General features: G+C 64.0%; 22 protein-coding genes. 10 read left to right on the top strand and 12 right to left on the bottom strand.

Annotated elements, in window-relative coordinates; translation table 11 throughout:
• Positions 1-6: 6 nt before the first annotated feature.
• From ACFX5Q_RS10255 to ACFX5Q_RS10245, 3 genes are all read right to left on the bottom strand, one after another.
• On the bottom strand, positions 7-1,128 hold the full coding sequence (locus ACFX5Q_RS10255; protein ID WP_404277355.1) for an ABC transporter substrate-binding protein: 1,122 nt from the start codon (positions 1,126-1,128) through the stop codon (positions 7-9).
• A 68-nt stretch (positions 1,129-1,196) separates the two neighbouring features.
• A complete protein-coding gene (locus ACFX5Q_RS10250; RefSeq protein ID WP_404277353.1) occupies positions 1,197-1,379 on the bottom strand; it encodes a hypothetical protein in 183 nt (60 codons plus the stop codon).
• 221 nt (positions 1,380-1,600) lie between these two features.
• On the bottom strand, positions 1,601-1,867 hold the full coding sequence (locus ACFX5Q_RS10245; RefSeq protein ID WP_006199745.1) for a sel1 repeat family protein: 267 nt from the start codon (positions 1,865-1,867) through the stop codon (positions 1,601-1,603).
• A gap of 436 nt (positions 1,868-2,303) precedes the next feature.
• On the opposite strand from ACFX5Q_RS10245, the gene ACFX5Q_RS10240 reads away from it, so the two are divergent.
• From ACFX5Q_RS10240 to ACFX5Q_RS10220, 5 genes are all read left to right on the top strand, one after another.
• On the top strand, positions 2,304-2,645 hold the full coding sequence (locus ACFX5Q_RS10240; protein WP_404277352.1) for a DUF2147 domain-containing protein: 342 nt from the start codon (positions 2,304-2,306) through the stop codon (positions 2,643-2,645).
• 242 nt (positions 2,646-2,887) lie between these two features.
• Entirely contained in the window at positions 2,888-3,040 is a 153-nt protein-coding gene (locus ACFX5Q_RS10235) for a hypothetical protein (protein WP_404277351.1), read from the top strand.
• Positions 3,041-3,080: 40 nt separating this feature from the next.
• Entirely contained in the window at positions 3,081-3,275 is a 195-nt protein-coding gene (locus ACFX5Q_RS10230; protein ID WP_404277350.1) for a hypothetical protein, read from the top strand.
• Between the two features lie 117 nt (positions 3,276-3,392).
• A complete protein-coding gene (locus tag ACFX5Q_RS10225) occupies positions 3,393-4,853 on the top strand; it encodes an AMP nucleosidase (protein ID WP_404277349.1) in 1,461 nt (486 codons plus the stop codon).
• Positions 4,854-4,955: 102 nt separating this feature from the next.
• The gene (locus ACFX5Q_RS10220; RefSeq protein ID WP_404277348.1) at positions 4,956-5,990 is read left to right on the top strand and encodes an endonuclease/exonuclease/phosphatase family protein; all 1,035 of its coding nucleotides are present in this window, start codon (positions 4,956-4,958) and stop codon (positions 5,988-5,990) included.
• 132 nt (positions 5,991-6,122) lie between these two features.
• Here ACFX5Q_RS10220 and ACFX5Q_RS10215 read toward each other — a convergent pair whose 3' ends face one another.
• The 3 genes from ACFX5Q_RS10215 to ACFX5Q_RS10205 form a co-directional block, all read right to left on the bottom strand.
• Entirely contained in the window at positions 6,123-6,722 is a 600-nt protein-coding gene (locus ACFX5Q_RS10215; RefSeq protein ID WP_404277347.1) for a DUF922 domain-containing protein, read from the bottom strand.
• Between the two features lie 141 nt (positions 6,723-6,863).
• Positions 6,864-8,543, bottom strand: coding sequence for an electron transfer flavoprotein-ubiquinone oxidoreductase (locus ACFX5Q_RS10210; RefSeq protein WP_404277346.1), 1,680 nt, complete (start codon positions 8,541-8,543; stop codon positions 6,864-6,866).
• Between the two features lie 44 nt (positions 8,544-8,587).
• The gene (locus ACFX5Q_RS10205; protein WP_404277480.1) at positions 8,588-8,788 is read right to left on the bottom strand and encodes a hypothetical protein; all 201 of its coding nucleotides are present in this window, start codon (positions 8,786-8,788) and stop codon (positions 8,588-8,590) included.
• On the opposite strand from ACFX5Q_RS10205, the gene ACFX5Q_RS10200 reads away from it, so the two are divergent.
• The 3 genes from ACFX5Q_RS10200 (at position 8,739) to ACFX5Q_RS10190 (ending at position 11,203) form a co-directional block, all read left to right on the top strand.
• Positions 8,739-9,383, top strand: coding sequence for a hypothetical protein (locus ACFX5Q_RS10200; RefSeq protein ID WP_404277345.1), 645 nt, complete (start codon positions 8,739-8,741; stop codon positions 9,381-9,383). The genes ACFX5Q_RS10205 and ACFX5Q_RS10200 overlap by 50 nt on opposite strands.
• 69 nt (positions 9,384-9,452) lie before the next feature.
• Positions 9,453-10,334: a uracil-DNA glycosylase family protein gene (locus ACFX5Q_RS10195; protein WP_404277344.1), complete on the top strand. Its 882-nt coding sequence runs from the start codon at positions 9,453-9,455 to the stop codon at positions 10,332-10,334.
• Positions 10,335-10,387: 53 nt separating this feature from the next.
• Positions 10,388-11,203 (top strand): helix-turn-helix domain-containing protein, encoded by an 816-nt coding sequence (locus ACFX5Q_RS10190; protein WP_404277343.1) that lies wholly within the window; start codon positions 10,388-10,390, stop codon positions 11,201-11,203.
• A gap of 48 nt (positions 11,204-11,251) precedes the next feature.
• On the opposite strand, the gene ACFX5Q_RS10185 is transcribed toward ACFX5Q_RS10190, so the two are convergent.
• Together ACFX5Q_RS10185 and ACFX5Q_RS10180 are read right to left on the bottom strand one after the other, a co-directional pair.
• Positions 11,252-12,313: a DMT family transporter gene (locus tag ACFX5Q_RS10185; RefSeq protein ID WP_404277464.1), complete on the bottom strand. Its 1,062-nt coding sequence runs from the start codon at positions 12,311-12,313 to the stop codon at positions 11,252-11,254.
• On the bottom strand, positions 12,226-14,532 hold the full coding sequence (locus tag ACFX5Q_RS10180) for a xanthine dehydrogenase family protein molybdopterin-binding subunit (RefSeq protein WP_404277342.1): 2,307 nt from the start codon (positions 14,530-14,532) through the stop codon (positions 12,226-12,228). Before ACFX5Q_RS10180 ends, ACFX5Q_RS10185 begins: the two co-directional genes overlap by 88 nt.
• Before the next feature lie 152 nt (positions 14,533-14,684).
• Between ACFX5Q_RS10180 and pepN the strand changes: the two genes are divergently transcribed.
• Together pepN and ACFX5Q_RS10170 are read left to right on the top strand one after the other, a co-directional pair.
• Entirely contained in the window at positions 14,685-17,330 is a 2,646-nt protein-coding gene (gene pepN / locus ACFX5Q_RS10175) for an aminopeptidase N (RefSeq protein ID WP_404277341.1), read from the top strand.
• A gap of 316 nt (positions 17,331-17,646) precedes the next feature.
• Positions 17,647-19,968 (top strand): PAS domain-containing sensor histidine kinase, encoded by a 2,322-nt coding sequence (locus tag ACFX5Q_RS10170; RefSeq protein WP_404277340.1) that lies wholly within the window; start codon positions 17,647-17,649, stop codon positions 19,966-19,968.
• Here the strand turns inward: ACFX5Q_RS10170 and ACFX5Q_RS10165 are convergent.
• The 4 genes from ACFX5Q_RS10165 to ACFX5Q_RS10150 all read right to left on the bottom strand — a co-directional run bounded on the left by ACFX5Q_RS10165 (position 19,965) and on the right by ACFX5Q_RS10150 (position 25,387).
• Complete coding sequence (locus ACFX5Q_RS10165) at positions 19,965-20,351, bottom strand: ester cyclase (protein WP_404277462.1); 387 nt, start codon at positions 20,349-20,351, stop codon at positions 19,965-19,967. The genes ACFX5Q_RS10170 and ACFX5Q_RS10165 overlap by 4 nt on opposite strands.
• Before the next feature lie 61 nt (positions 20,352-20,412).
• Positions 20,413-20,889, bottom strand: a complete 477-nt coding sequence (locus tag ACFX5Q_RS10160; RefSeq protein WP_192183458.1) for a hypothetical protein — start codon at positions 20,887-20,889, stop codon at positions 20,413-20,415.
• On the bottom strand, positions 20,886-23,912 hold the full coding sequence (locus ACFX5Q_RS10155) for a bifunctional [glutamine synthetase] adenylyltransferase/[glutamine synthetase]-adenylyl-L-tyrosine phosphorylase (RefSeq protein ID WP_404277339.1): 3,027 nt from the start codon (positions 23,910-23,912) through the stop codon (positions 20,886-20,888). Before ACFX5Q_RS10155 ends, ACFX5Q_RS10160 begins: the two co-directional genes overlap by 4 nt.
• Positions 23,912-25,387 (bottom strand): ATP-binding protein, encoded by a 1,476-nt coding sequence (locus tag ACFX5Q_RS10150; RefSeq protein ID WP_404277337.1) that lies wholly within the window; start codon positions 25,385-25,387, stop codon positions 23,912-23,914. Before ACFX5Q_RS10150 ends, ACFX5Q_RS10155 begins: the two co-directional genes overlap by 1 nt.
• Positions 25,388-25,394 lie beyond the last annotated feature (7 nt).

Raw genomic sequence — 25,394 nt, 5'->3', positions numbered from 1 at the left:
AGAAGATCACGGCTGGATCGGCGCGTATTTGCCGTCGTGCCACTGGTTGATGTCGTAGCTGGCGTTCTTCAGGTCACCCTTCTCGTCGAAGGTGACTTCGCCGACCACGGTGCTGATCGGCTGGCCGTTCTTCAGCGCTTCGGCGACCTTGGCCGGGTCATCGCTGCCGGCGCGCTTGATGCCTTCGGCGAAGGCCTGAACCACGGCATAGGAGAACAGCGTAAAGCCTTCCGGCACGAAGCCGCCGGCCTTGATCTTGGCGATGGCGTCCTTGGCTTCGGGCTTGGCCTGCGGGTCCGACGGGAAGACGAACATGGTGCCTTCGCCGGCCGGGCCGGCGATCTGCCAGAATTCCGGCGAGGCGATCGAGTCCGGCATGATCAGCTGGAACTTGACGTTCTGCTCGGCAGCCTGGCGCAGGATGAGGCCGGCTTCGGGGTGGTAGCCACCGAAATAGACCACGTCTGCCTTCAGTTCCTTCAGCTTGGTGACGAGAGCCGAATAGTCCTTCTCGCCGGCATTGATGCCTTCGTAATTCACCTCGTTGAGGCCGCCGGCATTCATCGTCGCCTTGACGGCGTCGGCAACGCCCTGGCCGTAGGCGCTCTTGTCATGCAGGATGACGACGTTCTTGCCGGCGTATTTCTTGGCGATCCACGGACCGATGAAGGCGCCCTGCGCATCGTCGCGCGTATAGAGGCGCATGATCGTCGGCCAGCCGGCCTTTGCCGCGGCATCGGTCAGTTCCGGATTTGACGACGCCGGGCTCATCATCAGCGTGCCGGCTTCGGCATAGACGGCCGAGGCCGGAATGCTCGAACCCGAGCAGGCATGGCCGTCGACGAACTTGGTGCCGTCGGCAACGATGCGGTTGGCGACCGAAACAGCCTGCTTCGGATCGCACTGGTCGTCCTGGATGTCGAGTTTGATCTTGTTGCCGTTGACACCGCCGGCGGCATTGATGGCGTCGGCGGCTGCCTGTGCACCCTGCTTGAACTGGTCGCCGATGTTGGCGAGTTGGCCGGTCATCGGGCCGACCACCGAGACGGTGATGTCGTCGGCAAACGCAACCGGTGCGCTCATCATCAGGCCCAATACGGCCGTGCTCAAAATACCCAATTTTTTCATGGTGATAGTGCTCCTCCACTCACGCGCGACCCTTCCGGCCACGCTTCTTCCAGAGAGGCGGGACAATTTCACCCTTCGCCCGGCATGTCTTGGCGCATCGCCGGCACTCGATTGGGCCTGCGCAGTATCACCGCCGAACATACTTCAGTCATCGACGCGGCCTGGTCTTGTTGTATGACCATGATCTTGGCCGGGCCGAAACAGCCAAAAGCCGCGCCGGCCTTGTCCCGGCCGGTCGCGGCTTTTGCCAATGGAGCTTCCCCGAACGCCCCCGCGCCCCGAAACCCCGATTACTTCCCTGCCTGCCGCACGGCTTGACCGGATTTGGCCTGCCGTGTTCTTGGTCTTGTTCGTATGGTCGTCTTCTCGCGGCCTTGTCCCTGGTGGGCCGGCCGTCTTTCGCGGCCTTGACCAAAAGCATTCCTGCCCCGTGATCTCACTGCACGTGATCTGGGCACCGGGAGCCCGGTGCTTAGTGCATCGTCATCCATTCGCGCGCTTCGCGCAGCGCCTTGGCGATCTCGACCTTGGACATCGCGGCCGACAGTTCCGAGCGCAATTCCGCGGCGCGGACCGAACCCTTGATGGCGGCGATGTTGAACCATTTGTGGGCGGCGACGACATCGGTCTCGCAATCGCGGCCGGTCGCATACATCATGCCCAGTTCGAAAAGAATGTCGGCCTGGGCAGTTGCCCCCATGGCGCCGAAGCCGGCTTCAAGCATTTCAAAACGTGCCATTTCAAATCCCCTGTCTGGCTCCCGAGAGCTGCCTCCTTCTGTCCCTTGGTGTCCATTGGGGGGCCGCTCTTTCGATGCTTTCGAGAATGCAGCCGAGCCTTGAATCCGTCGTTAAATGGCGTGCTTAATTTGAGGAAAACAAAGCTAAAACAAGAGGTAAACACGGAAATTCGTTAAGGATACAAAGCCAGCTATTCTGCCTGCTTGCGAAAAATTTGACGAAAATTCCGGGACCGGGGATCAAGACTCCGCTAACCACGAGAACCAAAGGCCCTGCTTAGATCGCTTCATTTGTTCGCCGACGGGTAGCTAATAAATCCCGCAACCTTCCGTGGCGGCACCGCTTTTGTTTTGCCGGAAGCTGGATTAGCTTACGTTTGCGTAAGGGGCGGGAAGGCGGAACGGAGCCCCACCGAAACCCATAGGGAGGACAGACATGTTTCGAAAAGTGAGCCTGGCCCTGGCGGCCACCTTGATCATGACCGGTGCGGCATGGGCCGACCCGATCGAAGGCAATTGGAAGACACAGGCCGGCGATACCGCAGCCATCGCCGGCGGCGGTTCGTTTTCCATCACGCTGAAGACCGGCAAATATGCCGGCAAGACCATAGGCTCGCTCAAACCTGCCGGCGACAGCAAATATGCCGGCAGCATCACCGATCCGGCAAACGACAAGACTTATTCCGGCAAGGCGACGCTTTCGGGCACCTCGCTCAAGATGAGCGGCTGCGTGCTCGGCGGACTGATCTGCAAGAGCCAGACCTGGCACAAGCTCTGATCGTCTTTACCACCAAAGAATGAGAGAACGGGGCACTTCGCGGCCCCGTTTCTTTTTGCGCGGCGCGGTAGCGCCGCCGACTTGTTGTCGCCAGCGGACAGGCGCACAGCCACGACCTCACGCCCCTGCGCGACGGTCCAAAACACCGTCAATCAATTTGAACCGCAGATGAACGCCGGCATCAGAGCCGGTTCAGAGGCATTCGGGCATTCTCCTCGGCATTGAAGGAGGACACCACGCCGATGCTCGCTCGCCGCTTCACCATCGTCTGCCTGCTGATAAGCCTGTTCGGCATGTTGTTCGCCATCCTCGTCGCCGAAGCAGGCCGTCCGGCCCGCTCCTGGGACGCAGCCAATTCCTGCAGCTTCGGCTGTTCGAACCATCTTCGCCACTGAAACGACAAAGCACCAGAAACCCAGAGAAAAGCAAACGACCATGAACCGCATCGCCATCAGCGCCCTGAAGATCCTTCGGCTCCTGCCGCGGACAGCGCTCATCCTGACGCTTCTCGCCGCCCCGGTGCTGGCCGTGCCGATGATCCGCGCCGATGCCGGTTCGACGATCGAGGCCCCGGCGTTGAAGAAGAACGGCGTCGGCTTTGTGCTGCTGGTCAGCTTGCAGCGCGGCTGAAGAAAAAACACGCGCTCGGTCACGTTCGGGCTTTCGACCCCTCCCAAGCGCTCTTCCAAATCTCTATATTGAGCCATGGAAAAGCGAATCTACCCCCAAGCCATCGAATCGGTCGTCATGCCGGAGCCTTTCGGCAAGCGGAGCTTCGACGACGCCAAGAAGGCGGTCGCGGCCTTGCAAGCGCTTTACGACCGCAACACCAAATTCCTGCGCGATTCCTTCACGGCGCTGGCCGCGGGCGGCGACTATAACAAGCGCTACCGGGCCTTCTACCCGGAGATCGGCGTCACCACGAGTTCCTTCACGCAGATCGACTCGCGGCAGGCCTATGGCCATATGCCGACGCCAGGCCATTTCTCGACCACCATCACCCAGCCGATGCTCTTCGAGAGCTATCTCATCGAACAGCTTCGCCTGATCATGCGCAATCACGGCGTTCAGGTCACGGTTTCCGAATCGACCACGCCGATCCCGCTGCATTTCGCCTTCCTTGAAGGCACCCATGTCGACGGCACTGCCGCCGAACGCATCAAGCGGCCGATCCGCGACCTGTTCGACGTGCCGGACCTCGACGGCACCGACGACCAGATCGCCAACGGCACCTTCGAAGTGGCGTTCGGCGAGACGCGGCCGCTGGCGCCGTTCACGGCACAGCGCATCGACTATTCGCTGCACCGGCTGTCGCATTATACGGCGACCACGCCGCAGCATTTCCAGAACTTCGTGCTGTTCACCAACTATCAGTTCTACATCGACGAGTTCGTCGGCCGTGCGCGCGAGTTGATGGCCAATGGCGGCGGCGGATATGCCGAGTTCGTCGAACCAGGCAATGTCGTCACCCGCCCCGGGGCAAGCATGCCCAGCGAAGGCACGCCGCCGCAGCGACTGCCGCAGATGCCGGCCTATCATTTGAAGAAGCCGAACCATGGCGGCATCACCATGGTCAATATCGGCGTCGGCCCTTCGAACGCCAAGACGATCACCGACCATATCGCGGTGCTCCGCCCGCATGCCTGGGTGATGCTCGGCCACTGCGCCGGGCTGCGCAACACGCAGGCGCTGGGCGACTATGTGCTGGCGCATGCCTATGTCCGGGAAGACCATGTGCTGGACGACGATCTCCCGGTCTGGGTGCCGATCCCGCCGCTGGCCGAGATCCAGGTGGCGCTGCAGGAGGCGGTGGCGGAAGTCACCGGGCTCTCCGGCTACGATTTGAAGCGCATCATGCGCACCGGCACCGTTGCCACGATCGACAACCGCAACTGGGAGCTGCGCGACCAGCGAGGGCCGGTGCAGCGGCTGTCGCAGTCGCGGGCGATCGCGCTCGATATGGAATCGGCAACGATCGCCGCCAACGGCTTTCGCTTCCGCGTGCCCTACGGCACGCTGCTTTGCGTCTCCGACAAGCCACTGCATGGCGAGCTGAAGCTGCCCGGCATGGCGACGGAATTCTACAAGCGGCAAGTGGCGCAGCATTTGACCATCGGCATCAGGGCGATGGAAAAACTGGCCGGGATGCCGATGGATCGACTGCATTCGCGCAAGCTCCGAAGTTTTTCGGAAACGGCCTTCCAGTAGGCGCGGCCCGCAGGCTCCCGGCGAGGCATTTGGTCATCTTGATTGGGCCGCATTTTGACCGATAAACAGGCTGGACACCTCGGCGATGCAAACCCTGGTCTGATGGCACGCGTGCGAAACATGATGGCTTCGATGGCGTTCCTGGCAATGCTGGGTCTCTCGGCCGCGCTAGTGGCCGGGTTTTTTGGCACGCTGCATCCGGCTTTCGATTCATTCTCCCACTTCCGTGTCCATCTGGCCGTGCTGATGGCATTGTGCGCCTTGCCGCTGCTTGCCACCTCGTTTCGCCTGCAGGCGGCCGCGGCGCTCGTCTTTGCGGTGGCGGCCTTCGCCACGACGTCGAACGCCTTGCCGCGCCTGTGGCAGGTGCAGGCCGCCTATGTCGGCAAGCCGGTCGATCAGCCCATTTACAAACTGCTGCAGATGAATTTGCGCTACGACAATCCGACGCCGAAGAAGGTACTGTCGCTGATCGGCCGGACCAACCCCGACGTGATTACCCTCGACGAGGTGTCGGAGATGTGGACGGCCGAGCTTGGCTATATCACCAGCGCCTATCCCTACCGGATCCTATGCCCCTATCCCAACGGCGTGTTCGGTGTCGCGTTGCTCTCCAGGCGACCCTTTGTCGCCGGCAGCGAGCCCTGGTGCGAACGGCGCGGCGCGATGGCGATTGCGAAGGTCGATTTCGGCGGGACCACCGTCGAAGTCGCCGCCATCCATCTCAGCTGGCCATGGCCTCGGGAACAGTCATGGCAGATCGGCGAGTTGTCACAGCAACTCTCCTCGCTCGGCGAGACGGCGATCATGGCTGGCGACTGCAACGCCGTGCCGTGGAGCGCGGCCGTGCGGCGCGTCGCCTCGCTCGGCGGACTGACGGTGATGCCCTCGGCCGGGCCGACCTGGACCCTTCTCAAGCTGCCGGACTTCCTGCGGCGCTACGCCGGGCTGCCGATCGATCAGGTCTTCAGCAAGGGTGCCGTCGTCATCCATTCGGCATCGCGGCTGGAGGACACCGGCTCCGACCATCTTCCTGTGATGGTGGAGTTCTCGCTGCGGCCCGATGACAAGAAGCCTGACGAGCATGAGACGGCTCTTGCTGCGATGGGGCAGTCGGATGGCAAGACGCCAGGCTGATACGAGTTCCCTTGCGTGACTTCAGCGGCGTGGCACAAATGGTGCGCAGAACGAAAGTCGCCGTGATCCTTCACACCCCGAAGGGGTGGGCGGGAGCGCGTTGATCCGCGTCCGCCCTTGGATGAAGAGCCTTCAAGGCTTGATCAAAGCGATGATGAGGTGCTCGACATGACCACCGTTCCGATGCTCGCGGGCATCGAAAGCGTTCTGCTTCGCCTCGTATGCGGCATAGGCGGCCTCGATGCGCCGCCGCGCCTCGCGACGCGTCTTGTAGCAGAACGGGTCGTCGGCAACTTTCAGCCCCTGGATCGACCTCTCGGTGACGCGCATCATCTCCCTGGCGATGCGGCCGTGGGTCTCCTCATGAACACGGACGCCGGTGAAGAACCGCTTCCAGCGCTTCTGGAGGGCTGGCGTCGTGGCGGAGGCGACACGGGGATATGTATAGATGAGATTGAGCGTGCCGTTGGCCCGCCGCATGCGGCAGACGCCATTGTCCTGGCCGGCGTCAAGGTCCCAGTCGACGGTATAGCCGGTCTGCGCGATGGCATGCGTCATGAAGCCGTGCTTCGGTCCCTTACGGTCCATGGCCTCCATCAGCGCCAGCCCCGTGGTCCCGGTGATGTCATAGGTCCTGGTCTTGACCACCACCTTGCTGCCGGCCGAGGCGGCCGCAGCGGAACCGCACAGGGCGGCGATCGCCACGAGGCATGTCAGAACTGCCAGGCGCATTGGCCATCTCCGTATCGTCCGAGAATGGAAACACAAGCGCGTGGCAGTTTCAACAGTCCTAATGTCTCACATGCTCTGGCAGACGGACCCTCTCCGGCATTTTTGCCTGCGGCGGTCGAGACGGCCCGGTCGGCGCTTGGCTTACAGGTTTTGATAGACCGGGCCTTCGCCGCCTTGTGGCGGCACCCAGTTGATGTTCTGGTTCGGGTCCTTGATGTCGCAGGTCTTGCAGTGGACGCAGTTCTGCGCGTTGATGACGAAGCGCACGTCCTTGGCCGTCGGGTCCGCGGCGGCGTTGCCGTCCTTGTCGACCCATTCATAAACGCCGGCCGGGCAGTAGCGCGTCGAAGGGCCGGCAAAGACGTCGTGCTCGGAGCGCTGCTGCAGGGCCATGTCGGCGACCAGCAGATGCACCGGTTCGTTTTCCTCGTGATTGGTGTTGGACAGGAACACCGAGGACAGGCGGTCGAAGGTCAGCACGCCGTCGGGCTTGGGATAGGCGATCTTCTCGTGCTTGGCGGCAGGCTCCAGTGTCGCATAGTCGGCCTTGCCGTGCTTCAGCGTGCCGAAGGGCGAGAAGCCGAACAGCGTGTTCAGCCACATATCGAGGCCGCCGAGGCCGACGCCGATGATGGTGCCGAAGCGCGACCACAGCGGTTTGACGTTGCGCACCTTCTTCAGGTCCTTGCCGATGTCGGTCGCGCGCCATGCCGCCTCGTAGGAAGAAAGCTCGTCATTGGCGCGGCCGGCGCCGATCGCCTCTGCGACATGCTCGGCCGCCAGCATCCCGGAGAGCACCGCATTGTGCGAGCCCTTGATGCGCGGCACGTTGACGAAGCCCGCAGCACAACCCATCAGCGCGCCGCCAGGGAAAGACAGTTTCGGCACAGACTGAAAGCCGCCCTCGGTGATGGCGCGCGCACCATAGCCCAACCGCTTGGCGCCGGCGAAGGTTCCGGCGATGGCCGGATGGGTCTTGAAGCGCTGGAATTCCTCGAACGGCGACAGATACGGATTCTTGTAGTTGAGGTGGAGGACGAAGCCGACGGCGACCTGGTTGTCCTCGAGATGGTAGAGGAAGGAGCCGCCTCCGGTCTTCATGTCGAGCGGCCAGCCGAAGGAATGCTGCACCAGACCCGGCTTGTGGTTCTCCGGCTTGACCTGCCAGAGTTCCTTGAGGCCGATGCCAAACTTGGCAGGCTCGCGGCCTTCGGAGAGCTTGTACTTGGTGATCAGCTGCTTGGCCAGCGAGCCGCGCGCGCCCTCGCCGATCAGCACATATTTGCCCATCAGCGCCATGCCCGGCGCGAAGCCCGGGCCGTGCGTGCCGTCCTTCTCGACGCCCATGTCGCCGGTGATGACGCCGGTGACGGCACCCGCATCGTTGTAGAGCAGGCCCGCCGCTGCAAAGCCCGGATAGATTTCGACGCCGAGCGCCTCGGCCTTGGTCGCCAGCCAGCGGCAGACATTGCCGAGCGAGACGATGTAGTTGCCGTGATTGTTCATCAGCGGCGGCATCAAGATGTTGGGCAGGCGGAACGAGCCGGCAGGGCCGAGCACCAGGAAATGGTCGTCGGTAACCGGCGTCTTGAAGGGATGCCCCTCTTCCTCGCGCCAGCCGGGCAGCAGGCGGTCGATGCCGATCGGATCGACGACGGCGCCGGACAGGATGTGGGCGCCGACCTCACCGCCCTTTTCCAGGACGACGACGGAAAGCTCGGGATTGACCTGCTTGAGACGGATCGCGGCAGCGAGGCCGGCAGGGCCTGCGCCGACGATGACCACGTCGAATTCCATGCTCTCGCGTTCGATGTCGCTCATCAACCCCTCCGCACTGGCTTATCCCATCCCGGTATCTTGCTGGCTTATCCGCTGCATAGCGCATCAATACGCGACGGGAAACCGGCGCTGGCGTGACAATACCGATTTCGACAAAAAGTCGCGGCTGATGGAGAAACATCCGGCTGCAGCTTTTTCAATTGTTCGGCGGCTTGCTTATCGGCCATACTTCGCCGCATGCGCCCGCCTGAGCCATCCGGCTTTTCATTGACGCGCTTTTTCTCCATGCCCGGCCTGGCCTGCCGCGTGGCTCTTCTGCTCCTTTCGCCGCTGGTTGCCACCGAGGCCCATGGCGAGCAGCTAAAGGTCTGGGCGACCGGCGCCTATTCCTTTTCCGACGAACTCGGCGGCTTCCACATCACCGGCATTTCGGGCATCGGCACCAAGGACGATCCGATCGTCATCACCGAAGAGCTGAATTCGGCGACGCCGGTGACGCTGACCATCCGTACCACAAAACCGATCGAGGCGTTCGGCAGGGCCGGCGATGTCGCCAACGGCATCATGTACATGCGCATCGAAGTGCTCAACAACAGCGGGCAGGCCTGGGTCGAGTTCCAGTTCGAGCTGCAGGAGATCCTCAACCAGCCGAGCGTGTTCGGCGACGGCCTGTCGTTCGACCAGCGCAACAAGACGCCCGACAACATCATATCGAGCAGTTTTGCCGATTTCGACCGCGACTTCGAACCCTATGACCGGCTGCTGTTCAAGAATGGCAAGATCGATCCGCTGATGACGGGCCGCTTCGAATTCCTGATCACCGACTACACGCCGCGCTGGACGTTTTATCTGGTGCAAGATCCGCGCATACCAACCGGATGAAGTATGCCGCCATAGTTCAACACACGGTCCAACCTTGCAAATTCATGCCGCGCGAACGATGGTGGCGGCATGACTGCCGCCTCCCCCATCAACCGATCCGACCTCGCCGACCTGCTCGCCTTCTATGCCAGTGCCGGCGTCGACGACGCGCTCGAGGACGCGCCGGTGAACCGGTTTGCCGAGGCGGTGCCGAAACCGGCGGAGAGCACGCCGATGGCAGCGGCGCCAGCGCGCGAAAACGTTCAACAGCAACCACCATCAGCGCCGTCACGGCCCGACATGAGCCGGTTGCCGGACGCGCCACCCGCGCGCGCGCCTGCTGGCGCAGCGACGGTACCGGACGAAGCGCAGGCCGCACTTGCACGGCAACTGGCGGCGACGGCGTCAACCTTAGAGGAGTTGCGCCAGCACATGGCGGCCTTCGACGGCTGCAACCTCAAATTCACCGCCAAAAACCTGGTGTTCTCGGACGGCAACCCGAACGCGGAGTTGATGCTGGTCGGCGAAGCGCCGGGCCGGGACGAGGACCTCGAAGGCCTGCCATTCGTCGGCCGCTCCGGCCGGCTGCTCGACCGCATGCTGGCGGCGATCGGCCTCGACAGGACTTCGGCCTATATCGCCAATGTCATCCCGTGGCGGCCGCCGGGCAACCGCACGCCGACCCCACACGAGACCGAAATCTGCCGCCCTTTCATCGAAAGGCAGATCGAGCTGGTCAATCCCAAGGTGCTGGTCAATCTCGGCGGCCCCTCGGCCAAGACCTTGCTCAACACCACCGAGGGTATCCTGCGGCTGCGCGGCAACTGGCGCGTCCATACCACCGCGTCGGGCATCGCCATTCCGGCCATGCCGACCCTGCACCCGGCCTATCTGCTCAGAACGCCGGCGCACAAGAAGCTGGCCTGGCGAGATTTTCTCGAGGTGAAGGCGAAGCTGCGGGCGCTCACCTAGCGATAACCTTCCAGGTAATTGAAATGCGCCGTGCACCGGCCTAACCATGCCCCATGACAACAGCCCAGAGTTCCGCCGGCAGCCTGATCCGCGAATGGCGCACGCGGCGGCGCATGTCGCAGCTCGACCTCGCCATGGAGGCCGAGATCTCCCAGCGGCATCTGAGCTTCGTCGAGAGCGGCCGCGCCGCGCCCTCGCGCGACATGGTGCTGCATCTGGCCGAACAGCTGTCGATCCCGCTGCGGCAACGCAACCAACTCTTGCTTGCGGCGGGCTTTGCACCAAGCTTCAGCGAGCGGTCGCTCACCGATGCCTCGCTGGCGCCGGCGATGGCCGCGGTCGAGACCGTGCTCAAGGGGCACGAGCCCTTTCCGGCGCTGGCGGTCGACCGGCACTGGAATCTGGTTTCGGCGAATGCCGCCATCGGCCCGCTGCTGGCGGATGTCAGCGAAGCGTCGTTGCTCAAGCCGCCGGTCAATGTGCTGCGGCTCAGCCTGCATCCGGGCGGCGTCGCGCCGCGCATCGTCAATTTGGCGGAATGGCGGACGCATCTGCTGGAGCGCCTGAAGCACCAGAACGATGCCAGCGGCGATCCGGTGCTGATCGAGCTGGAGCGTGAACTGCGGTCCTATCCGTCCGGCCTCAAGGGCGGGCGTCCCGTTCCGGTCGAGCCTGATGGTATCGTGCATCCGCTGAGGCTCGCGCATGGCGACCAGGTGCTGTCCTTCATCAGCACCATCACCGTCTTCGGCACGCCGCTCGATGTGACGCTGTCGGAACTGGCGATCGAGTCTTTTTTCCCGGCCGACGAGCAGACGAGAACGGTACTGGTGCGGATGGCGAAGGAGCAGGCGGCGAAGGCGTCGTAACCGGAAAGGTCGCGGGGTTTGAAGGAACTCGACAGAACGAAGTCAGCCTCACCCCTGCGGCGGCGTCGCCTTTCGCGTGCGGGTGCGCTCCAGGCCCAGTTGCCGCTCGCGCCAGATGATGAAGATGCCGGCCGCCACCACGATCGCGCCGCCGACCAGCATGTTGAGCGACGCCACGTCGCCGAACACCAGATAGCCGACGACGACGCCGAGGATCATCGAGGTGTATTCGAACGGCGCCACGACCGAGGCTTCGGCATGGCGGTAGGCCGCCGTCATCAGGATCTGGCCGAGCCCGCCACAGAAACCGGCCGCCACCAGCAGCGCCGTCTGGCCCGACGTCAGCGCCTGCCAGCCGAACGGCAGCGACAACAGCGACATGACGCTCGCCGTCGAAGAGAACCAGAGCACGATGGTCGCCGTCTTCTCGGTCTGGACGAGGTTGCGCACCAGAAGCATGGCGACGGCCGAGATCGCCGCGGCAGTCAGCGCTGCAATGACGCCAAGCACCTCCTGGTCGCCAAGGGCGGCGCCCGAACGCAGCAGCGTCAGTTCCGGCCAGGAGACGATCAGCACGCCGACAAGCCCTACCGCGACCGCGCTCCAGCGATAGACCCGGATCGCCTCGCCGAGGAAGATCGAGGAGAACACCACCACCAGCAGCGGCTGGGCATAGTTGAGCGTGATCGCCTCCGGGAGCGGCAGTCTGGTCAGCGCGAAGAAGCCGAGCCCCATGGCACCGACGCCGACGACACCGCGCGCGACGTGGTTGAACGGCCGTTTGGTCGTGAACGCGGTGCCGAGCTTTCCCCTGAAGGCGAGGAAGGCGATGATCGGAAAGATGGCGAAGAAGGAGCGGAAGAAGACGATCTGCCCGGCCGGCACCGTGCCTGCCGCCTTGATGCAGGTCGACATGCCGACGAAGACCGCCACCGAAACGATCTTGAGCGCGATGCCCCGCAATGTGCTGTGGCCGACGGCATGATCGCCGCCAACCTTCGGCTCGGCCCTCTTCTCCGCCGTCACGCCGGCGATGCTTCCTGGATCGCCGCCCAGATGCGCGCCGGCGTTGCCGGCATCTCGATATGCCTGATGCCGTAGGCGCGCCAGAGCGCGTCGGTCACCGCGTTGAGCGCGGCCGGCGTCGCGCCGATCGTGCCGGCCTCGCCGGCCCCCTTGATGCCGAGCGCATTGGTGGTCGAAGGCACGTTGCGGGTCTCGAAATGGAAGAACGGGAAATTGTCGGCGCGCGGCATGGCATAATCCATGAAGCTCGCCGTCAGAAGCTGGCCGTCCTCGCCATACACGGTGTCTTCGGTCAGCGCCTGGCCTATGCCCTGGACGACGCCGCCATGCACCTGGCCAGCGAGCAGGATCGGGTTCACCGTGACGCCGAAATCGTCGACGATGGTGTAGCGCACGATGTCCGTCGTGCCGGTGTCGGGATCGATCTCGACCTCGCAGATATGGGTGCCATTCGGATAGGTGCATTCATCCTGGACGAATTCGCCGAAACCTTTGAGATCGTCCGGCGTCTTGGCCGCCTTGGCGATGCTGGAAAAATCGATCGTGCGGTCGGTGCCGACGATGCGGGCGACGCCATCGGAGAGTTCGATGTCGCCCGCCGAAGCCTCGAGTTCGTCGGCGGCGATGCGCTTGATCTTATTGGCGAGGTCCTCGCCGGCGCGAGACGCCGATACGCCGCCAAGGGGAATGGAGCGCGAGCCGCCGGTGCCGCCGCCATCCTTCAATTCGTCGGTGTCGCCCTGCCGGACATGGATTTTTTCGATCGGCAGATCGAGCTTCTCCGACAGGAATTGCGCGTAGGCGGTAGCATGGCCCTGGCCGTTTGTCTGGGTGCCTATCTTAAGCGTCACCGTGCCATCGCCGTTCAGCTCGACAAAGGCCGGCTCGGAGCCCGGAAAGGCGCAGGCCTCGATATAGGTCGCCATGCCGATGCCACGGATCTTTCCGCCTGCCTTCGACTGTTCCAGCCGATTCGGGAACGCCTTCCACTCGGCCTGGTCGATGGCGCGATCCATATGGCCGGCGAATTCGCCGGTGTCGTAGAGGCGGCCGGTCTGCGTGCGGTAGGGGAATTGCTCGGGACGGATGAAATTCTTCCGCCGGACTTCCTCGACCGGCAGGCCGAGATCGTGGGCGCAGGCGTCGACCAGCTTCTCCAGCAGCAGAGCCGCTTCCGGACGGCCGGCGCCGCGGTAGGCATCGACCGGGCAGGTGTTGGTGTAGAGGCCGGTCACCGACACGTCGAGCGCCCCGATATCGTAGACGCCGGTCGACATGGTGACGCCGACATAGGGGATGAACGGCCCGTATTGCGAGACATAGGCGCCCATATTGGCCAATAGGTCGACTTTCATGCCGAGGAAGCGGCCGTCCTTGTCGAGGGCCATTTCGGCTTTGACGATATTGTCGCGGCCTTGCGCGTCGGTGAGGAAATGCTCGGTGCGGTCGCCCGCCCATTTGACCGGGCGCCCCAGCCGCCTGGCCGCCTCCAGCACCAGCGGATATTCGCGGTAGACGAAGCTCTTCGGCCCGAAGCCGCCGCCGACGTCCGGCGTGATGACGCGCAGCTCACTCTTCTTGATCTTGAACAGGTCGGCGATGATGTACTGCATCGAGTGCACGCCCTGAGACCCCGTGGTCAGCACGAAGCGGTTCTCGTCCACATTCCATTCGCCGATCGCCGAGCGCGGCTCCATGTAGTTGCAGACCAACCGGTTGTTGACGAACTCGATGCGGGTGACGTGCGCGGCCTTGGCAAAGGCAGCCGCAGTCCGGGCCTTGTCGCCGATATGGTAGGTGAAGGCGCGGTTGGAGCCGAGTTCCGGCCAGACCAGCGGCGTGCCTTCATCCAACGCGGTGGCGGTGCCGGAGGCGGCATCCTCGCTGTCGTAGTCGACCTCGATCATCTCGGCCGCGTCCTGCGCCAGCGCGCGGCTGTCGGCAACGACGAAGGCGACGGCATCGCCAACATAATTGACCCTGTCGCTGCACAGGATCGGGATGTCGCGGGTCGGCGCCTTGGTGCCGTCGGGCTGCCGCTGCATGACGCCGGACTTCAGCTTGCCGAGATGGGTGAGATCGGCACCGGTCAGCACCAGATGGACGCCAGGCGCGGCCCTTGCCGCTTCGGTCGAGGCGATGGTGAAGCTCGCCTTGGCGACCGGCGAGCGCAGCACATAGCCGTGCAGCAGGCCGGCAGGGCTGATGTCGTCGGTGTAACGCCCCTCACCCTTGATGAAAGCCTGGTCCTCGCGACGCAACACGGAAGCGCCCATGCCGAATTTCGGTGTGACGACGGTCATGAATGCCTCGCGATGATTGGGAAACGAGTGCCTGAAATAGGCACTGGTGCAGTTTTGTCGAGTGACCGTTTCGTGTAAAGAGCGCGGACTTCAAATTTTTTGGACCAGCGGACACACTTTCCGCCACGCAAATCGACGGGAAACCCAACGGAATGCGCACCGATACCGGCCATGTCTTCAGGCTCGAAGACTATCGCCCCAGCGACTATCTCATTTTGGAAACCAGCCTTGTTTTCCGCCTTTCCCCGGAGGCGACCCGCGTCACCGCAACCTTGACGATCGAACGTCGCGACGGCGTCGCGGCATCTGCACCGCTGGTTCTGGATGGTGACGGACTGACGCTCATCCGTGTCGCCATCGACGGCCGCGAGCTTCAGTCCACGGATTTCCTGGCGACGCCGGATCAACTGACAATTTCCCGGCCGCCGGCGGCGCCCCGCTTCCAGTTGCTGATCGAGACCGAAGTCGCGCCGGCGGGCAACGAAACTCTCATGGGCCTCTATCGCTCCAACTCTGTCTACTGCACGCAATGCGAGGCCGAGGGCTTTCGCCGCATCACCTATTTCCTCGACCGTCCCGACATCTTGTCGGTCTACACGGTGCGCATCGAGGCTAAGCTGGACGAGGCGCCGCTGCTTCTGTCCAACGGCAACCCGGCCGGCAGCGGCAACCTTGCCGATGGCTGGCACTACGCGGTCTGGCACGATCCCTTCCCCAAGCCATCCTATCTGTTTGCGCTGGTGGCCGGCGCGCTCGGCAAGGTGGCCGACAGCTTCGTCACCATGTCCGGCCGCGAAGTCGAGCTCGGCATCTTTGTCGAACCCGGCAAGGAGCGGCTCGCCAGCTACGCGATGGATGCGCTGAAGCGGTCGATGACATGGGATGAAGAAGCCTTCGGGCGCGAATACGATCTCGACGTCTTCAACATCGTCGCCGTGTCCGACTTCAACATGGGGGCGATGGAGAACAAGGGCCTCAACATCTTCAACGACAAATATGTGCTGGCCGACGAGGAGACCGCGACAGATGCCGATTTCGCCAATATCGAGGCGATCATCGCGCATGAGTATTTCCACAATTGGACCGGCAACAGAATCACTTGCCGCGACTGGTTCCAGCTTTGCCTGAAGGAAGGGCTGACGGTCTTTCGCGACCACGAATTCTCCGCCGACCAGCGCTCGCGGGCGGTGAAGCGCATCGCCGAGGTGCGTACGCTGCGCGCGCATCAATTCCCCGAGGACCAGGGGCCGCTGGCACATCCGGTGCGGCCGCGCCGCTACCGCGAGATCAACAATTTCTACACGGCGACGGTCTACGAAAAGGGTTCGGAAGTGGTGCGCATGATCCGCACCATCCTCGGCGCTGACGCGTTCCGTGCCGGCATGGACCTCTATTTCGAACGCCATGACGGCGAGGCGGCGACGATCGAGGATTTCCTGAAAGTGTTCGAGGATGTTTCCGGGCGCGACCTGTCGCAGTTTGCGCTCTGGTACCATCAGGCCGGCACGCCGAACCTGACGGTGAGCTCGACGCACAATCCGGCTGCGCGGGAATTCACGCTGGAGATCGAGCAGTCGGTGCCGCCGACGCCGTCGGAAAGCCGCAAGCGGCTGATGCACATTCCGCTGGCCTTCGGCCTGGTCGGCGCCAATGGCAATCCCGTCGCCTATGAGGGCGTCGAGGGTGCCACCGTCGAGGACGGCGTCATCCACATCCGCAAGCGCCGGCAGGTTGTGCGCTTCTCGGGCGTGGCCGAGCGCCCGGCTGTGTCGCTCAACCGCGGCTTCTCAGCGCCGATCACGCTGTCGGTCGAGCAGAAGGCCGACGACCAGTTCTTCCTGGCCGGCCATGACAGCGACAGCTTCTCGCGCTGGCAAGCGTTCAACACGCTTTTGACCGACGCACTGATTGCGGCCTTCCGCCAGATCCTCGGCGGCAGAGAGCCGGCCTACACGGCCCGGCTGACCGAGCTTGCCGGCAAGATCGCCGGCGACGAGACGCTGGAGCCGGCCTACCGCGCGCTGGCGTTGGCGCTTCCCGGCGAGGCCGACATCGCCCGCGACATCGGCAAGGGCATCGACCCGGACGCGATCTTCACCGCCCGCGAGGCGCTGGCGATGGCGATCGCCAACGCGAACCGCGAGACCTTCACCAGTCTCTACGATCGCCTTGCCGACAAAGGGCCGTTCAGCCCGGATGCGGCGAGCGCTGGGCGGCGGTCGCTACGCAACATCCTGCTCGACTATCTCACGCTGCTGCCGGAAGGCACCGAACTCGCGGCCCGCCATTTCCGTTCCGCCACCAACATGACCGACCGCGCCGCGGCGCTGACCGTGCTTGCGCACCGCCATCGCGGCTCGCCCGAGGCGGCGAGAGCCCTGGCCGATTTCGAGACGAAATATGGCAGCGACGCATTGGTGATGGACAAGTGGTTCCAGATCCAGGCCGGCGTGCCCGGTCCGCAAACCGTCGAGACGGTGCGCGTCCTAACCAAGCACGCGGGGTTCTCGATGGCCAATCCGAACCGGGTGCGCTCGCTGGTCGGCACGTTCTCCAGCGCCAACCAGACCGGCTTCCACCGCGCCGACGGCGAAGGCTACCGCTTCTTTGCCGAGACTGTTCTCGCGGTCGAAAAGCGCAACCCGCAAGTAGCGGCCAGGCTGGCGACGGCGCTGCGCTCATGGCGCTCGCTGGAGCCAATCCGCCAGGCCAAGGCCAGGGAGGCGCTGCTTAAGATCGCCAGTGCCGAAAACCTGTCGGCCGATTTGCGCGACATTGTGGAGCGCACGCTGGCGTGAGCGCCCTTCCCTTCCCCCCCTTGTGGGGGAAGGATCGGCGCGCAGCGCCGAGACGGATGAGGGGTGTTGGAAGGAGTGCTGTCAGCGCCAAGCTGGAGCACCCCTCATCCGCCCGAGCTTCGCTCGGCCACCTTCTCGCACAGGGGAGAAGAGAGGATCGCGCCTGCCGGGTCGGAAAGGCGTTATTTTAGTCGATTTTTAATCTTTTTTGGCCGCGCCTCTGGACAAGGCGAATCACCTTTGATTCCTTACAGACGATTCGGACGTGCGGTGTTGCCGGATCGTCAAGCATAGGGAATTCGGGGAGTAGCCATTTATGGCCAAGGCGGACGCGTGGGGGGCGCCCGGAGGGACGGCTTTTGAGCGGCGTGAGGCGCGGGGCGACGGCCTTGCGGGCAACACGCGGCTGATCGCCGAACCCGCCTACCGGCGGCTCTTGGCAGCCGAGCCCTTGCTGCGCCGTTCGATCCCGGCCCTCATTATTATGTTCCTGGTCGTCATCGCGGCACTTCGCGTCCTGTCGCTGATGAACGAGCGCGACGAGGTGGAGCGGGACACCAAGGCCATCCTTTCGCTTGCGGCCGGCCAGATGGCGAGCGCCATTGCCGCCGATCCCAACGCTGCCTCCACTGGCGCGCTGGACCTTCTGGAGAATGCCGGCCGGCTGGGCGCCATGGGCCGAAGCCATGTGCTTGCCGTCACCGACGGCGCCTTCAAGATCATTGCCGTATCGCCGCTGTCGACCGGCTGGCAGGGACGCTCGCTGGACAGCCTCGTCCAGGGCGGCCAGCCACTGTTCATGTTCGGCGAGCGCGCCGGCGTCATGAACGTCAGCATCGGCGGACAGGACTGGTTTGCGGCGGTGAGCCTGACGGCGAGTCGCAAGAACGCGGCCGCCGTGCTGGTGCCGCAGGAAGCGGTCTTCGACAGCTGGCGCAAGACAGTCTCCCTAAACGTCACGCTGTTCGTGCTGACGGCCGGCGTGCTGATCATCATCCTCTATGCCTATTTCGGCCAGGCGGCGCGGGCTCAGGCCGCCGACCGCATCTACCTCGAAGCACACCAGCGCATCGACATGGCGCTGGTGCGCGGCCGCTGCGGCCTTTGGGACTGGGATATGGTGCGCGGCAAGATGTACTGGTCGCGCTCGATGTACGACATGCTGGGCTACGAGCCCTGCGATACGATGCTGTCGTTCGGCGAGGTCGACGAGATCATCCATCCCGAAGATGGCGACCTGTTCGATCTTGCCAACCGCATCGTCGAGCGCGAGATCGACCATATCGACCAGGTGTTCCGCATGCGGCACGCCGACGGGCAGTGGGTGTGGATGCGCGCCAGGGCCCAGGTGATCGACCCGGAAGCGCCGGAGATCCAGCTGATCGGCATTGCCGTCGACGTGACCGAGCAGCGGCATCTGGCGCTGCGCTCGGAAGCCGCGGATCTCAGGCTCAGGACAGCGATCGAGAATATCAACGAATCCTTCGTGCTGTGGGATGCTTCCGAGCACCTGATCATGTGCAATTCCAAATTCCAGAAGGACAACGGCCTTTCGGACCGCGACGTCATGCCGGGCGCGGCGCGTACGGCGCTGGAAGAGCGCATGCTGGCCTTCGCCTCGGAGCGTAGGCTCGCCAACAGCAACGGGCCGCAGGGCGGCGTAACGCTGGAGCGGCAGCTTGCCGACGGCCGCTGGCTGCAGGTCAACGAACTCAGGACCAGGGACGGCGGCACCGTCTCGGTCGGCTCCGACATCACCCAGATCAAGCTGCACCAGGAGAAGCTGGTCGATAGCGAGCGCCGGCTGATGGCTACGATCCACGATCTCAGCCTTGCCCGCCGGGCGGAAGAGGAACGGGCGCGCGAGCTCGTCGAGCTCAATCGCAAATATATGAAGGAGACCGAGCGCGCCGAGGCGGCCAACCGGGCGAAATCCGAATTCCTGGCCAACATGTCTCACGAATTGCGCACGCCGCTCAACGCCATCATCGGCTTTTCCGAACTGATGGAACAGGGCCTGTTCGGGCCGCTCGGCTCGCCGCGCTACGAGGAATATGCCACCGACATCAACGGCAGCGGCAAATATCTGCTCGGCGTCATCAACGACATTCTCGACATGTCGAAGATCGAGGCCGGCCAGTTCTCGGTGGACCGCGAGGAGATCGACCTCTGCCCCCTGATCAAGGAAACCGTGCGCGTCGTCTCGCTGCAGGCGGCCGAGAAATCGATCACGGTGGAAACCCGTATCGCCGATTCGATGCGGCTCTACGCCGACCGGCGCGCGATCAAGCAGATCGTCATCAACCTGCTGTCCAACGCGGTGAAGTTCACCGGCCAAGGCGGTCACATTTCGGTCAGGGCGCGCAACACCTCGGGCGCGCTGGTGCTGACCATCGAGGACAATGGCTGCGGCATCCCCAAGGAAGCGCTGGGCAAGCTCGGCCGGCCGTTCGAGCAGGTGCAGAACCAGTTTTCCAAGAACCATGCCGGATCCGGCCTCGGGCTGGCCATCTCGCGCTCGCTGGCCGAGCTGCAGGGCGGCGCACTGAAGATCCGCTCGACCGAAGGCGTCGGCACCATCGTGTCGGTGCGCATCCCGGTGAAGAAGGCGACGCCGGCGGTGAAGGCAGCGGCCTAAAGCTGAGCTTCGATGGCGGTCTTATCTATAACCGACCACACTTCCACGATCTTTCCGCCGCGAAAATCGTAGATCACGTTCTCGGCGAACGACACTCTCCTGCCGTTTACGTCCAGGCCAAGGAACCTTCCCCTTGGCCTGCAGTCGAATGCGATCCGGCTCGCTATGTAGGGCGGATCGGAGATCAGCATCCGGACATCAAAATAGAGGTCCGGAATGTCCTCGAAGTCCCTCTCCAGCATTTCGCGATAACCCGACAAGCCGATCCGCCGGCCATTGTGGATCGCCTCGTCGTCAACGAACCGTCCGAGCTTCGACAAATCCTGGCTGTTCAGGCAGGCGATGTAGTCGCGGTAAATATTCGCGAGATCGATTTTGGTCACGGCAATCGGCCTATCTTCCCACAAGCGCCGGCGGCTGCGCCGCCGGAGCCGGTAGCCGGGGTCACTGCATGCCGTCTTCGTCGTTGCCGCCCGATGGACGGTGACGGCCAAAGCGGCCGCCCTTTGGCAGTTCGCTCTTCTCGATCTTGCCGTCATTGTTCCTGTCCAGCATGGCGAAGACCTTCTTCTGGCGGCTGGTGATGTCGTCGGTGGTCAACGTGCCGTCGCCCCTGGTGTCGTAGCGTTCGATGATGCGTTTGGCCATGCGCTCGTAACGCGCCTTTTCCAGCGCATCGGCGAGCTGGGCGACGGTGAGCTTGCCGCCATTGTCGGCGACCATCTTCTTCAGCCGAGCATTCATGGCGTCGGAAAACTGGTCGAAGGTGATGGTGCCGTTCGAATCCCTCATCGTCTTGTCGAGGCGCATCATCATGTCGTCGCGCATTTTGGCGCTGGCATTGTTTTCGGCATAGGCCGTGGTGCCGACGGCGCCGGCAAGGGCTGCGAAAGCGAGGGCAAGTTTGGTTGACTTTCTCATTGGTCTTCTCCTGTTGCATCGTCACCCCCGATGCGATCGGGGACCGCCGCTCGTTGTTGCGACTGTCCTGCACGAAGCAAAAGGTCGAAATCCTTTCTGACCTTTCGCGACGTCTCCTTAAGGTGTGCTTCCAGCACACCGAAATCCGGCAGGTCGGTGACCGCCAGAAGCAGATCCGATAGGCCCGGCGGAACGTCGTCGCGTTCGAAGACGCCGGTGAGGCAGAGCCTGATCATCTGGGTCAGCGCCAGATAGAGCCGGTAGGCATCGCATAGCTCCTGCCTGATGTCGGCGCCGACGAAATCCGGCGCCAGCCGCGCCAGGATGTCGGCCGTCGCGGTAACCCTGCGGCCGGCCTCGACCTGGCCCGTGATAACCGCCACCTGGGCAAGGAATTCGAGATCGATGAGCCCGCCGGGGATCAACTTGATGTCCCAGAGATCGCGCGGCGGCTTCTCCTTCTCGATCAGCGCCCGCATCTCCGACGCCTCGGCCATCACCTTGGAGGCATCGCGCGGCAAGGCAAGCACGGCGGCCACCTCGGCCTCGACCTCGGCGCACAGTGCGGCATCGCCGCCGATAGCGCGGGCCCTCGCCAGCGCCATGTGCTCCCAGGTCCAGGCGTCCTGGCGCTGATACTTTTTGAAGGCATCTACATGAGTAGCAACCGGCCCCTTGTTGCCGGAGGGGCGCAGGCGAAGGTCGAGTTCGTAGAGGACACCTTCAGCTGTTGGCGCCGAGACGGCGGCGATCAGCCGTTGCGTCATCCTGGTATAGTAATGGGATGGGGCCAGCGGCTTGTTGCCGTCGGACTCTTCAGCATCGGCATCGTGGTCGTAGAGCAGGATGAGGTCGACGTCTGAGCCCGCCGTCAATTCGCGGCTGCCGAGCTTGCCCATGCCTAGCAGCGCCACCCTGGCCCCGGCGATGCGGCCGTGGCGCAGGGCGAACTCGGCCATGACGGCCTGCAGCGCTGCCTCGATGGTGAGATCGGCGAGGTCGGAAAAGGCGCGTCCGGCGCGGGCCGGATCGATGGCGCCGGCAAGCAGCCGCACGCCGATCAGGAACTTCTGCTCGGAGGCGAAGATGCGCAAGCGGTCGAGCACGTCCTCGTAGGCGCGGTCGCCTTCAATGAAAGCGGCAAGCCGCGCCGACAGATAGGCGCGGTTTGGCAACTCGTTGAGCAGGGCCGGGTCGAGCAGGCCGTCGAAGACATGCGGCCGCCGGGTGATGATCGCCGCTAGCCTGGGTGCCGCACCCATGATCGTCGCCATCAGTTTCAGCAGCGCCGGGTTGGACTGCAGCAGCGAGAACAGCTGGATGCCGGCCGGCAGGCCGGCGAGGAATTCGTCGAAGCGCATCACCGCCTCGTCGGCACGCCGCGTCTGGCCGAAACCCTTCAGTAGCGCCGGCGTCAGCTCCGTCAGCCGCTCGCGCGCTTCCGCCGACTGGGTGACGCGGTAGCGGCCGAAATGCCAGCCGCGGATGACGCGGCAGATGTCGCTCGGCCGCTGGAAGCCGAGGCGCTGTAGGGTCTGAAGCGTGTCGGGATCGTCGACATCGCCGGTGAAGACCAGATTGCCGACTCCGGCCGACAGTTCCGGAGCGGTTTCGAACAGTGCCGCGTAGTGGCGCTCGACCTGTTGCAGCGACGCACGAAAGGCCTCGGAAAAGGTCTTGGCACTGGCAAAGCCCAGCATGCGCGCAATGCGCTCCAGCCCATCATCGCTGTCGGGTAGGATATGTGTCTGCTCGTCGGCGACCATCTGGATGGCATGCTCGACGCGGCGCAGGAACCAGTACTGCCGGGTCAAAGCATCGCGCGCGTCGGCGGTGATCCAGCCGCGCGCGGCAAGCTGGCCAAGCATCGGCACGGTTTCGCGGCCGCGCAGCTCCGGGAAGCGGCCGCCGGCGATAAGCTGCTGCGTCTGGACGAAGAACTCGATCTCGCGGATACCGCCACGGCCGAGCTTGACGTTGTGGCCCTTGACCGCGATCTCGCCATGGCCCTTGTGGGCGTGGATCTGGCGCTTGATGGAATGGACGTCGGCGATCGCGGCATAGTCCATGTATTTGCGCCAGACATAGGGCTGCAACTCCTTCAGGAAAGCAGCGCCGGAGGCGAGATCGCCGGCCACTGGGCGCGCCTTGATCATGGCGGCGCGCTCCCAGTTCTGGCCGCGCCCCTCATAGTAGTGAAGCGCGGCCTCTTCGGAAATCGCCAACGGCGTCGAACCGGGATCGGGACGGAGCCTCAGATCGGTGCGGAAAACATAGCCGTGTTCGGTGCGGTCCTGAAGGATGCGCACCAGGCGACGGGTGAGACGCGAAAACAGCTCCGTCGCATCGAGCGGATCGGTCACCGCCGGCGCCTCCGGATCGAAGAAGACGACGAGGTCGATGTCGGAGGAAAAATTCAATTCATGCGCGCCGAGCTTGCCCATGCCGAGCAGGATCCAGCCGGACTGGCGCGCCGGATTTTCGGGATCGGGCAATTCGAGCTTGCCTTGCCCATGCGCGTCGCGGAGCAAAAAATCGACGGCGGCGCGGGTGCAGGCGTCGGCGAGATCGCTGAGGCGGCGCACCGTCAGCGCGGGCTCGACCTCGCCGGCGAGATCGGCGAGCGCAATCAGGAAATGCGCTTCGGCCTTGCACAGCCGCAGCTCCATCATCAGGCTCGTTTCCGAAACGGAATCAGTAAAGGCCGCCTTGCCGATCGCCTCGCCGATCGCGATCAGTCGGGCCTCGACATCGGCGTCGAACAGCTGATCGAGAATGCCGGGACGGCGGCGCGCTGCATCACGCAGGAACGGCGACAGGTCGAAGACCGCAGCGAGCAGATCCTGAACGGTGCCCTCGGCTCCCAGGAACTTCGCCAGCCGGGGCAGACCCTCTTCCTCGGCGGCGTCAGCGATCTCCGACAGTTCACGCCGGGCGCGGTTTTCATCCAGCGGCAGCAGCCTTGCCACCGGTTGCAGATGCCATTCGGTTTCGATCCGCTTCACAGGCTTCCTCGCGGCCATCAATGGTTCTCCCGTGCAGGAAAACCCATGACCACGGACAATCCGGGATTGGCGGGTAAAAGATCAAGCCTGCCGTTATGGAAAGTCATGATTGCCTTGGCGAGGCTGAGGCCCAGGCCCGACCCTGGCTGCGAACGGCTCTTTTCCAGCCGCACGAAACGCTCGGTCGCGCGGGCGCGGTCGGCATCGTCGGGAATGCCCTGGCCGTTGTCGGTGACCGAAAGCCGGACTTCGCCGCCGACGCGCCCGAGCGCCACGCGCACCGCGGGCTTGCCGGTCGCGTCGGTCGAGTACTTGATCGCATTGTCGACGATGTTCGACAGCGCCTGGCCGATCAGTTCGCGATTGCCGTTGACGGCAAAATCGCCCACGACCGAGCTCTCCAACGTCACGCCCGCCTCCTCGGCCACCGGCTCATAGAGCTCGACGACGTCGCGCACGGCGGCGGCGAGATCGACGCGGCTGGTGCTCTCGGAGGAATAGCCCGCCTCCAGCCTGGAGATCATCAGAATGGCGTTGAAGGTCTTTATCAGCTGCTCCGACTCGGCAATCGTGCCTTCCAGCGCCTGCCGGTAATCGGTGGTCTTGTGCTTGCCGGAAAGCGTCGCCTCGGCGCGGTTGCGCAGTCTTGTCAGTGGCGTCTTCAGGTCGTGGGCAATGTTGTCCGAAACCTGCTTCAGCCCTTCGTTCAGCGTCGCAATCCTGGCCAGCATGGCATTGAGGTTCTCGGACAGGCGGTCGAATTCGTCGCCGGCGCCGGTGACCGGCAGGCGCCCGGACAAGTCGCCGCCCATGATGCGGCGGCTGGCCTCGGAGACGCTGTCGATGCGCTTCAGCGCCGCGCGCCCGACGAAGAACCAGATCAGCAGTCCGCCGAGCCCCATCATGCCCAGCGCCAGCATCAGAGAGCGGCGGATGACGGCGCGGAACCGCTCGGGTTCGCCGAGATCGCGGCCGACCAGCATGATCATCTGGTTGGGCAGGCGCAGCACCAACGCAATCGCATTGTGGCCCTTCTCGCCCTCGGCCTGGACTTCGTTCTGGCCGGGCTGCGTCTCGTTCTGGTCGGCCGGCGTGCTGCGCTGCCGTTCGAGCTCGCCCTCGCCGAAGCGCCGGTAGGAGAAGGGCTCCGTCGTCCAGCCTTCGGTCTCGATCACCCCCGGCTCCAGGCTCTGCACATTGCCGGTCAGGATCTGGCCGTTGGTATCGGCGATCAGATAGAGGTTGGCGCCGGGCTGGCGGGAACGGGCCTCGACCACGCGGACCAGCACCGGCAGCCCGCCGCGCTGATAGGCGCGGGCAAGGCCGAGCACCTCGTCATTGATGGTCTCCTGCGTCTGTGCGGTCAGCATGCGCGCCGACAGCGAGGTCATGTACAAGACCAGCAGAACCGCACAGAGGGCGAAAAGCAGGAAATAGAGCGCCGAGAGCCGCGCCGCCGTCGTTCTCATGATGGCCGGCAGGGAAAGGGCCATGCTGGGT

The organism is Mesorhizobium sp. IMUNJ 23033, from assembly GCF_044778005.1.
Classification (GTDB): Bacteria; Pseudomonadota; Alphaproteobacteria; order Rhizobiales; family Rhizobiaceae; genus Mesorhizobium; species Mesorhizobium amorphae_A.
This window is presented reverse-complemented; position numbering and strand designations above follow the sequence as displayed.

What these genes read in the sequence shown, in the direction of transcription:
- ACFX5Q_RS10230 (WP_404277350.1), top strand. Translation starts at nt 3,081, where the DNA reads ATGAACCGCATCGCCATCAGCGCCCTGAAGATCCTTCGGCTCCTGCCG.
- ACFX5Q_RS10190 (WP_404277343.1), top strand. Translation starts at nt 10,388, where the DNA reads ATGACAACAGCCCAGAGTTCCGCCGGCAGCCTGATCCGCGAATGGCGC.
- ACFX5Q_RS10195 (WP_404277344.1), top strand. Translation starts at nt 9,453, where the DNA reads ATGACTGCCGCCTCCCCCATCAACCGATCCGACCTCGCCGACCTGCTC.
- ACFX5Q_RS10245 (WP_006199745.1), bottom strand. Translation starts at nt 1,867, where the DNA reads ATGGCACGTTTTGAAATGCTTGAAGCCGGCTTCGGCGCCATGGGGGCA.
- ACFX5Q_RS10240 (WP_404277352.1), top strand. Translation starts at nt 2,304, where the DNA reads ATGTTTCGAAAAGTGAGCCTGGCCCTGGCGGCCACCTTGATCATGACC.
- ACFX5Q_RS10215 (WP_404277347.1), bottom strand. Translation starts at nt 6,722, where the DNA reads ATGCGCCTGGCAGTTCTGACATGCCTCGTGGCGATCGCCGCCCTGTGC.
- ACFX5Q_RS10235 (WP_404277351.1), top strand. Translation starts at nt 2,888, where the DNA reads ATGCTCGCTCGCCGCTTCACCATCGTCTGCCTGCTGATAAGCCTGTTC.
- ACFX5Q_RS10205 (WP_404277480.1), bottom strand. Translation starts at nt 8,788, where the DNA reads ATGGAGAAAAAGCGCGTCAATGAAAAGCCGGATGGCTCAGGCGGGCGC.
- ACFX5Q_RS10225 (WP_404277349.1), top strand. Translation starts at nt 3,393, where the DNA reads ATGCCGGAGCCTTTCGGCAAGCGGAGCTTCGACGACGCCAAGAAGGCG.
- ACFX5Q_RS10200 (WP_404277345.1), top strand. Translation starts at nt 8,739, where the DNA reads ATGCGCCCGCCTGAGCCATCCGGCTTTTCATTGACGCGCTTTTTCTCC.
- ACFX5Q_RS10210 (WP_404277346.1), bottom strand. Translation starts at nt 8,543, where the DNA reads ATGAGCGACATCGAACGCGAGAGCATGGAATTCGACGTGGTCATCGTC.
- ACFX5Q_RS10255 (WP_404277355.1), bottom strand. Translation starts at nt 1,128, where the DNA reads ATGAAAAAATTGGGTATTTTGAGCACGGCCGTATTGGGCCTGATGATG.
- ACFX5Q_RS10220 (WP_404277348.1), top strand. Translation starts at nt 4,956, where the DNA reads ATGGCACGCGTGCGAAACATGATGGCTTCGATGGCGTTCCTGGCAATG.
- ACFX5Q_RS10180 (WP_404277342.1), bottom strand. Translation starts at nt 14,532, where the DNA reads ATGACCGTCGTCACACCGAAATTCGGCATGGGCGCTTCCGTGTTGCGT.
- ACFX5Q_RS10160 (WP_192183458.1), bottom strand. Translation starts at nt 20,889, where the DNA reads ATGAGAAAGTCAACCAAACTTGCCCTCGCTTTCGCAGCCCTTGCCGGC.
- ACFX5Q_RS10150 (WP_404277337.1), bottom strand. Translation starts at nt 25,387, where the DNA reads ATGGCCCTTTCCCTGCCGGCCATCATGAGAACGACGGCGGCGCGGCTC.
- ACFX5Q_RS10155 (WP_404277339.1), bottom strand. Translation starts at nt 23,912, where the DNA reads ATGGCCGCGAGGAAGCCTGTGAAGCGGATCGAAACCGAATGGCATCTG.
- pepN (WP_404277341.1), top strand. Translation starts at nt 14,685, where the DNA reads ATGCGCACCGATACCGGCCATGTCTTCAGGCTCGAAGACTATCGCCCC.
- ACFX5Q_RS10170 (WP_404277340.1), top strand. Translation starts at nt 17,647, where the DNA reads ATGGCCAAGGCGGACGCGTGGGGGGCGCCCGGAGGGACGGCTTTTGAG.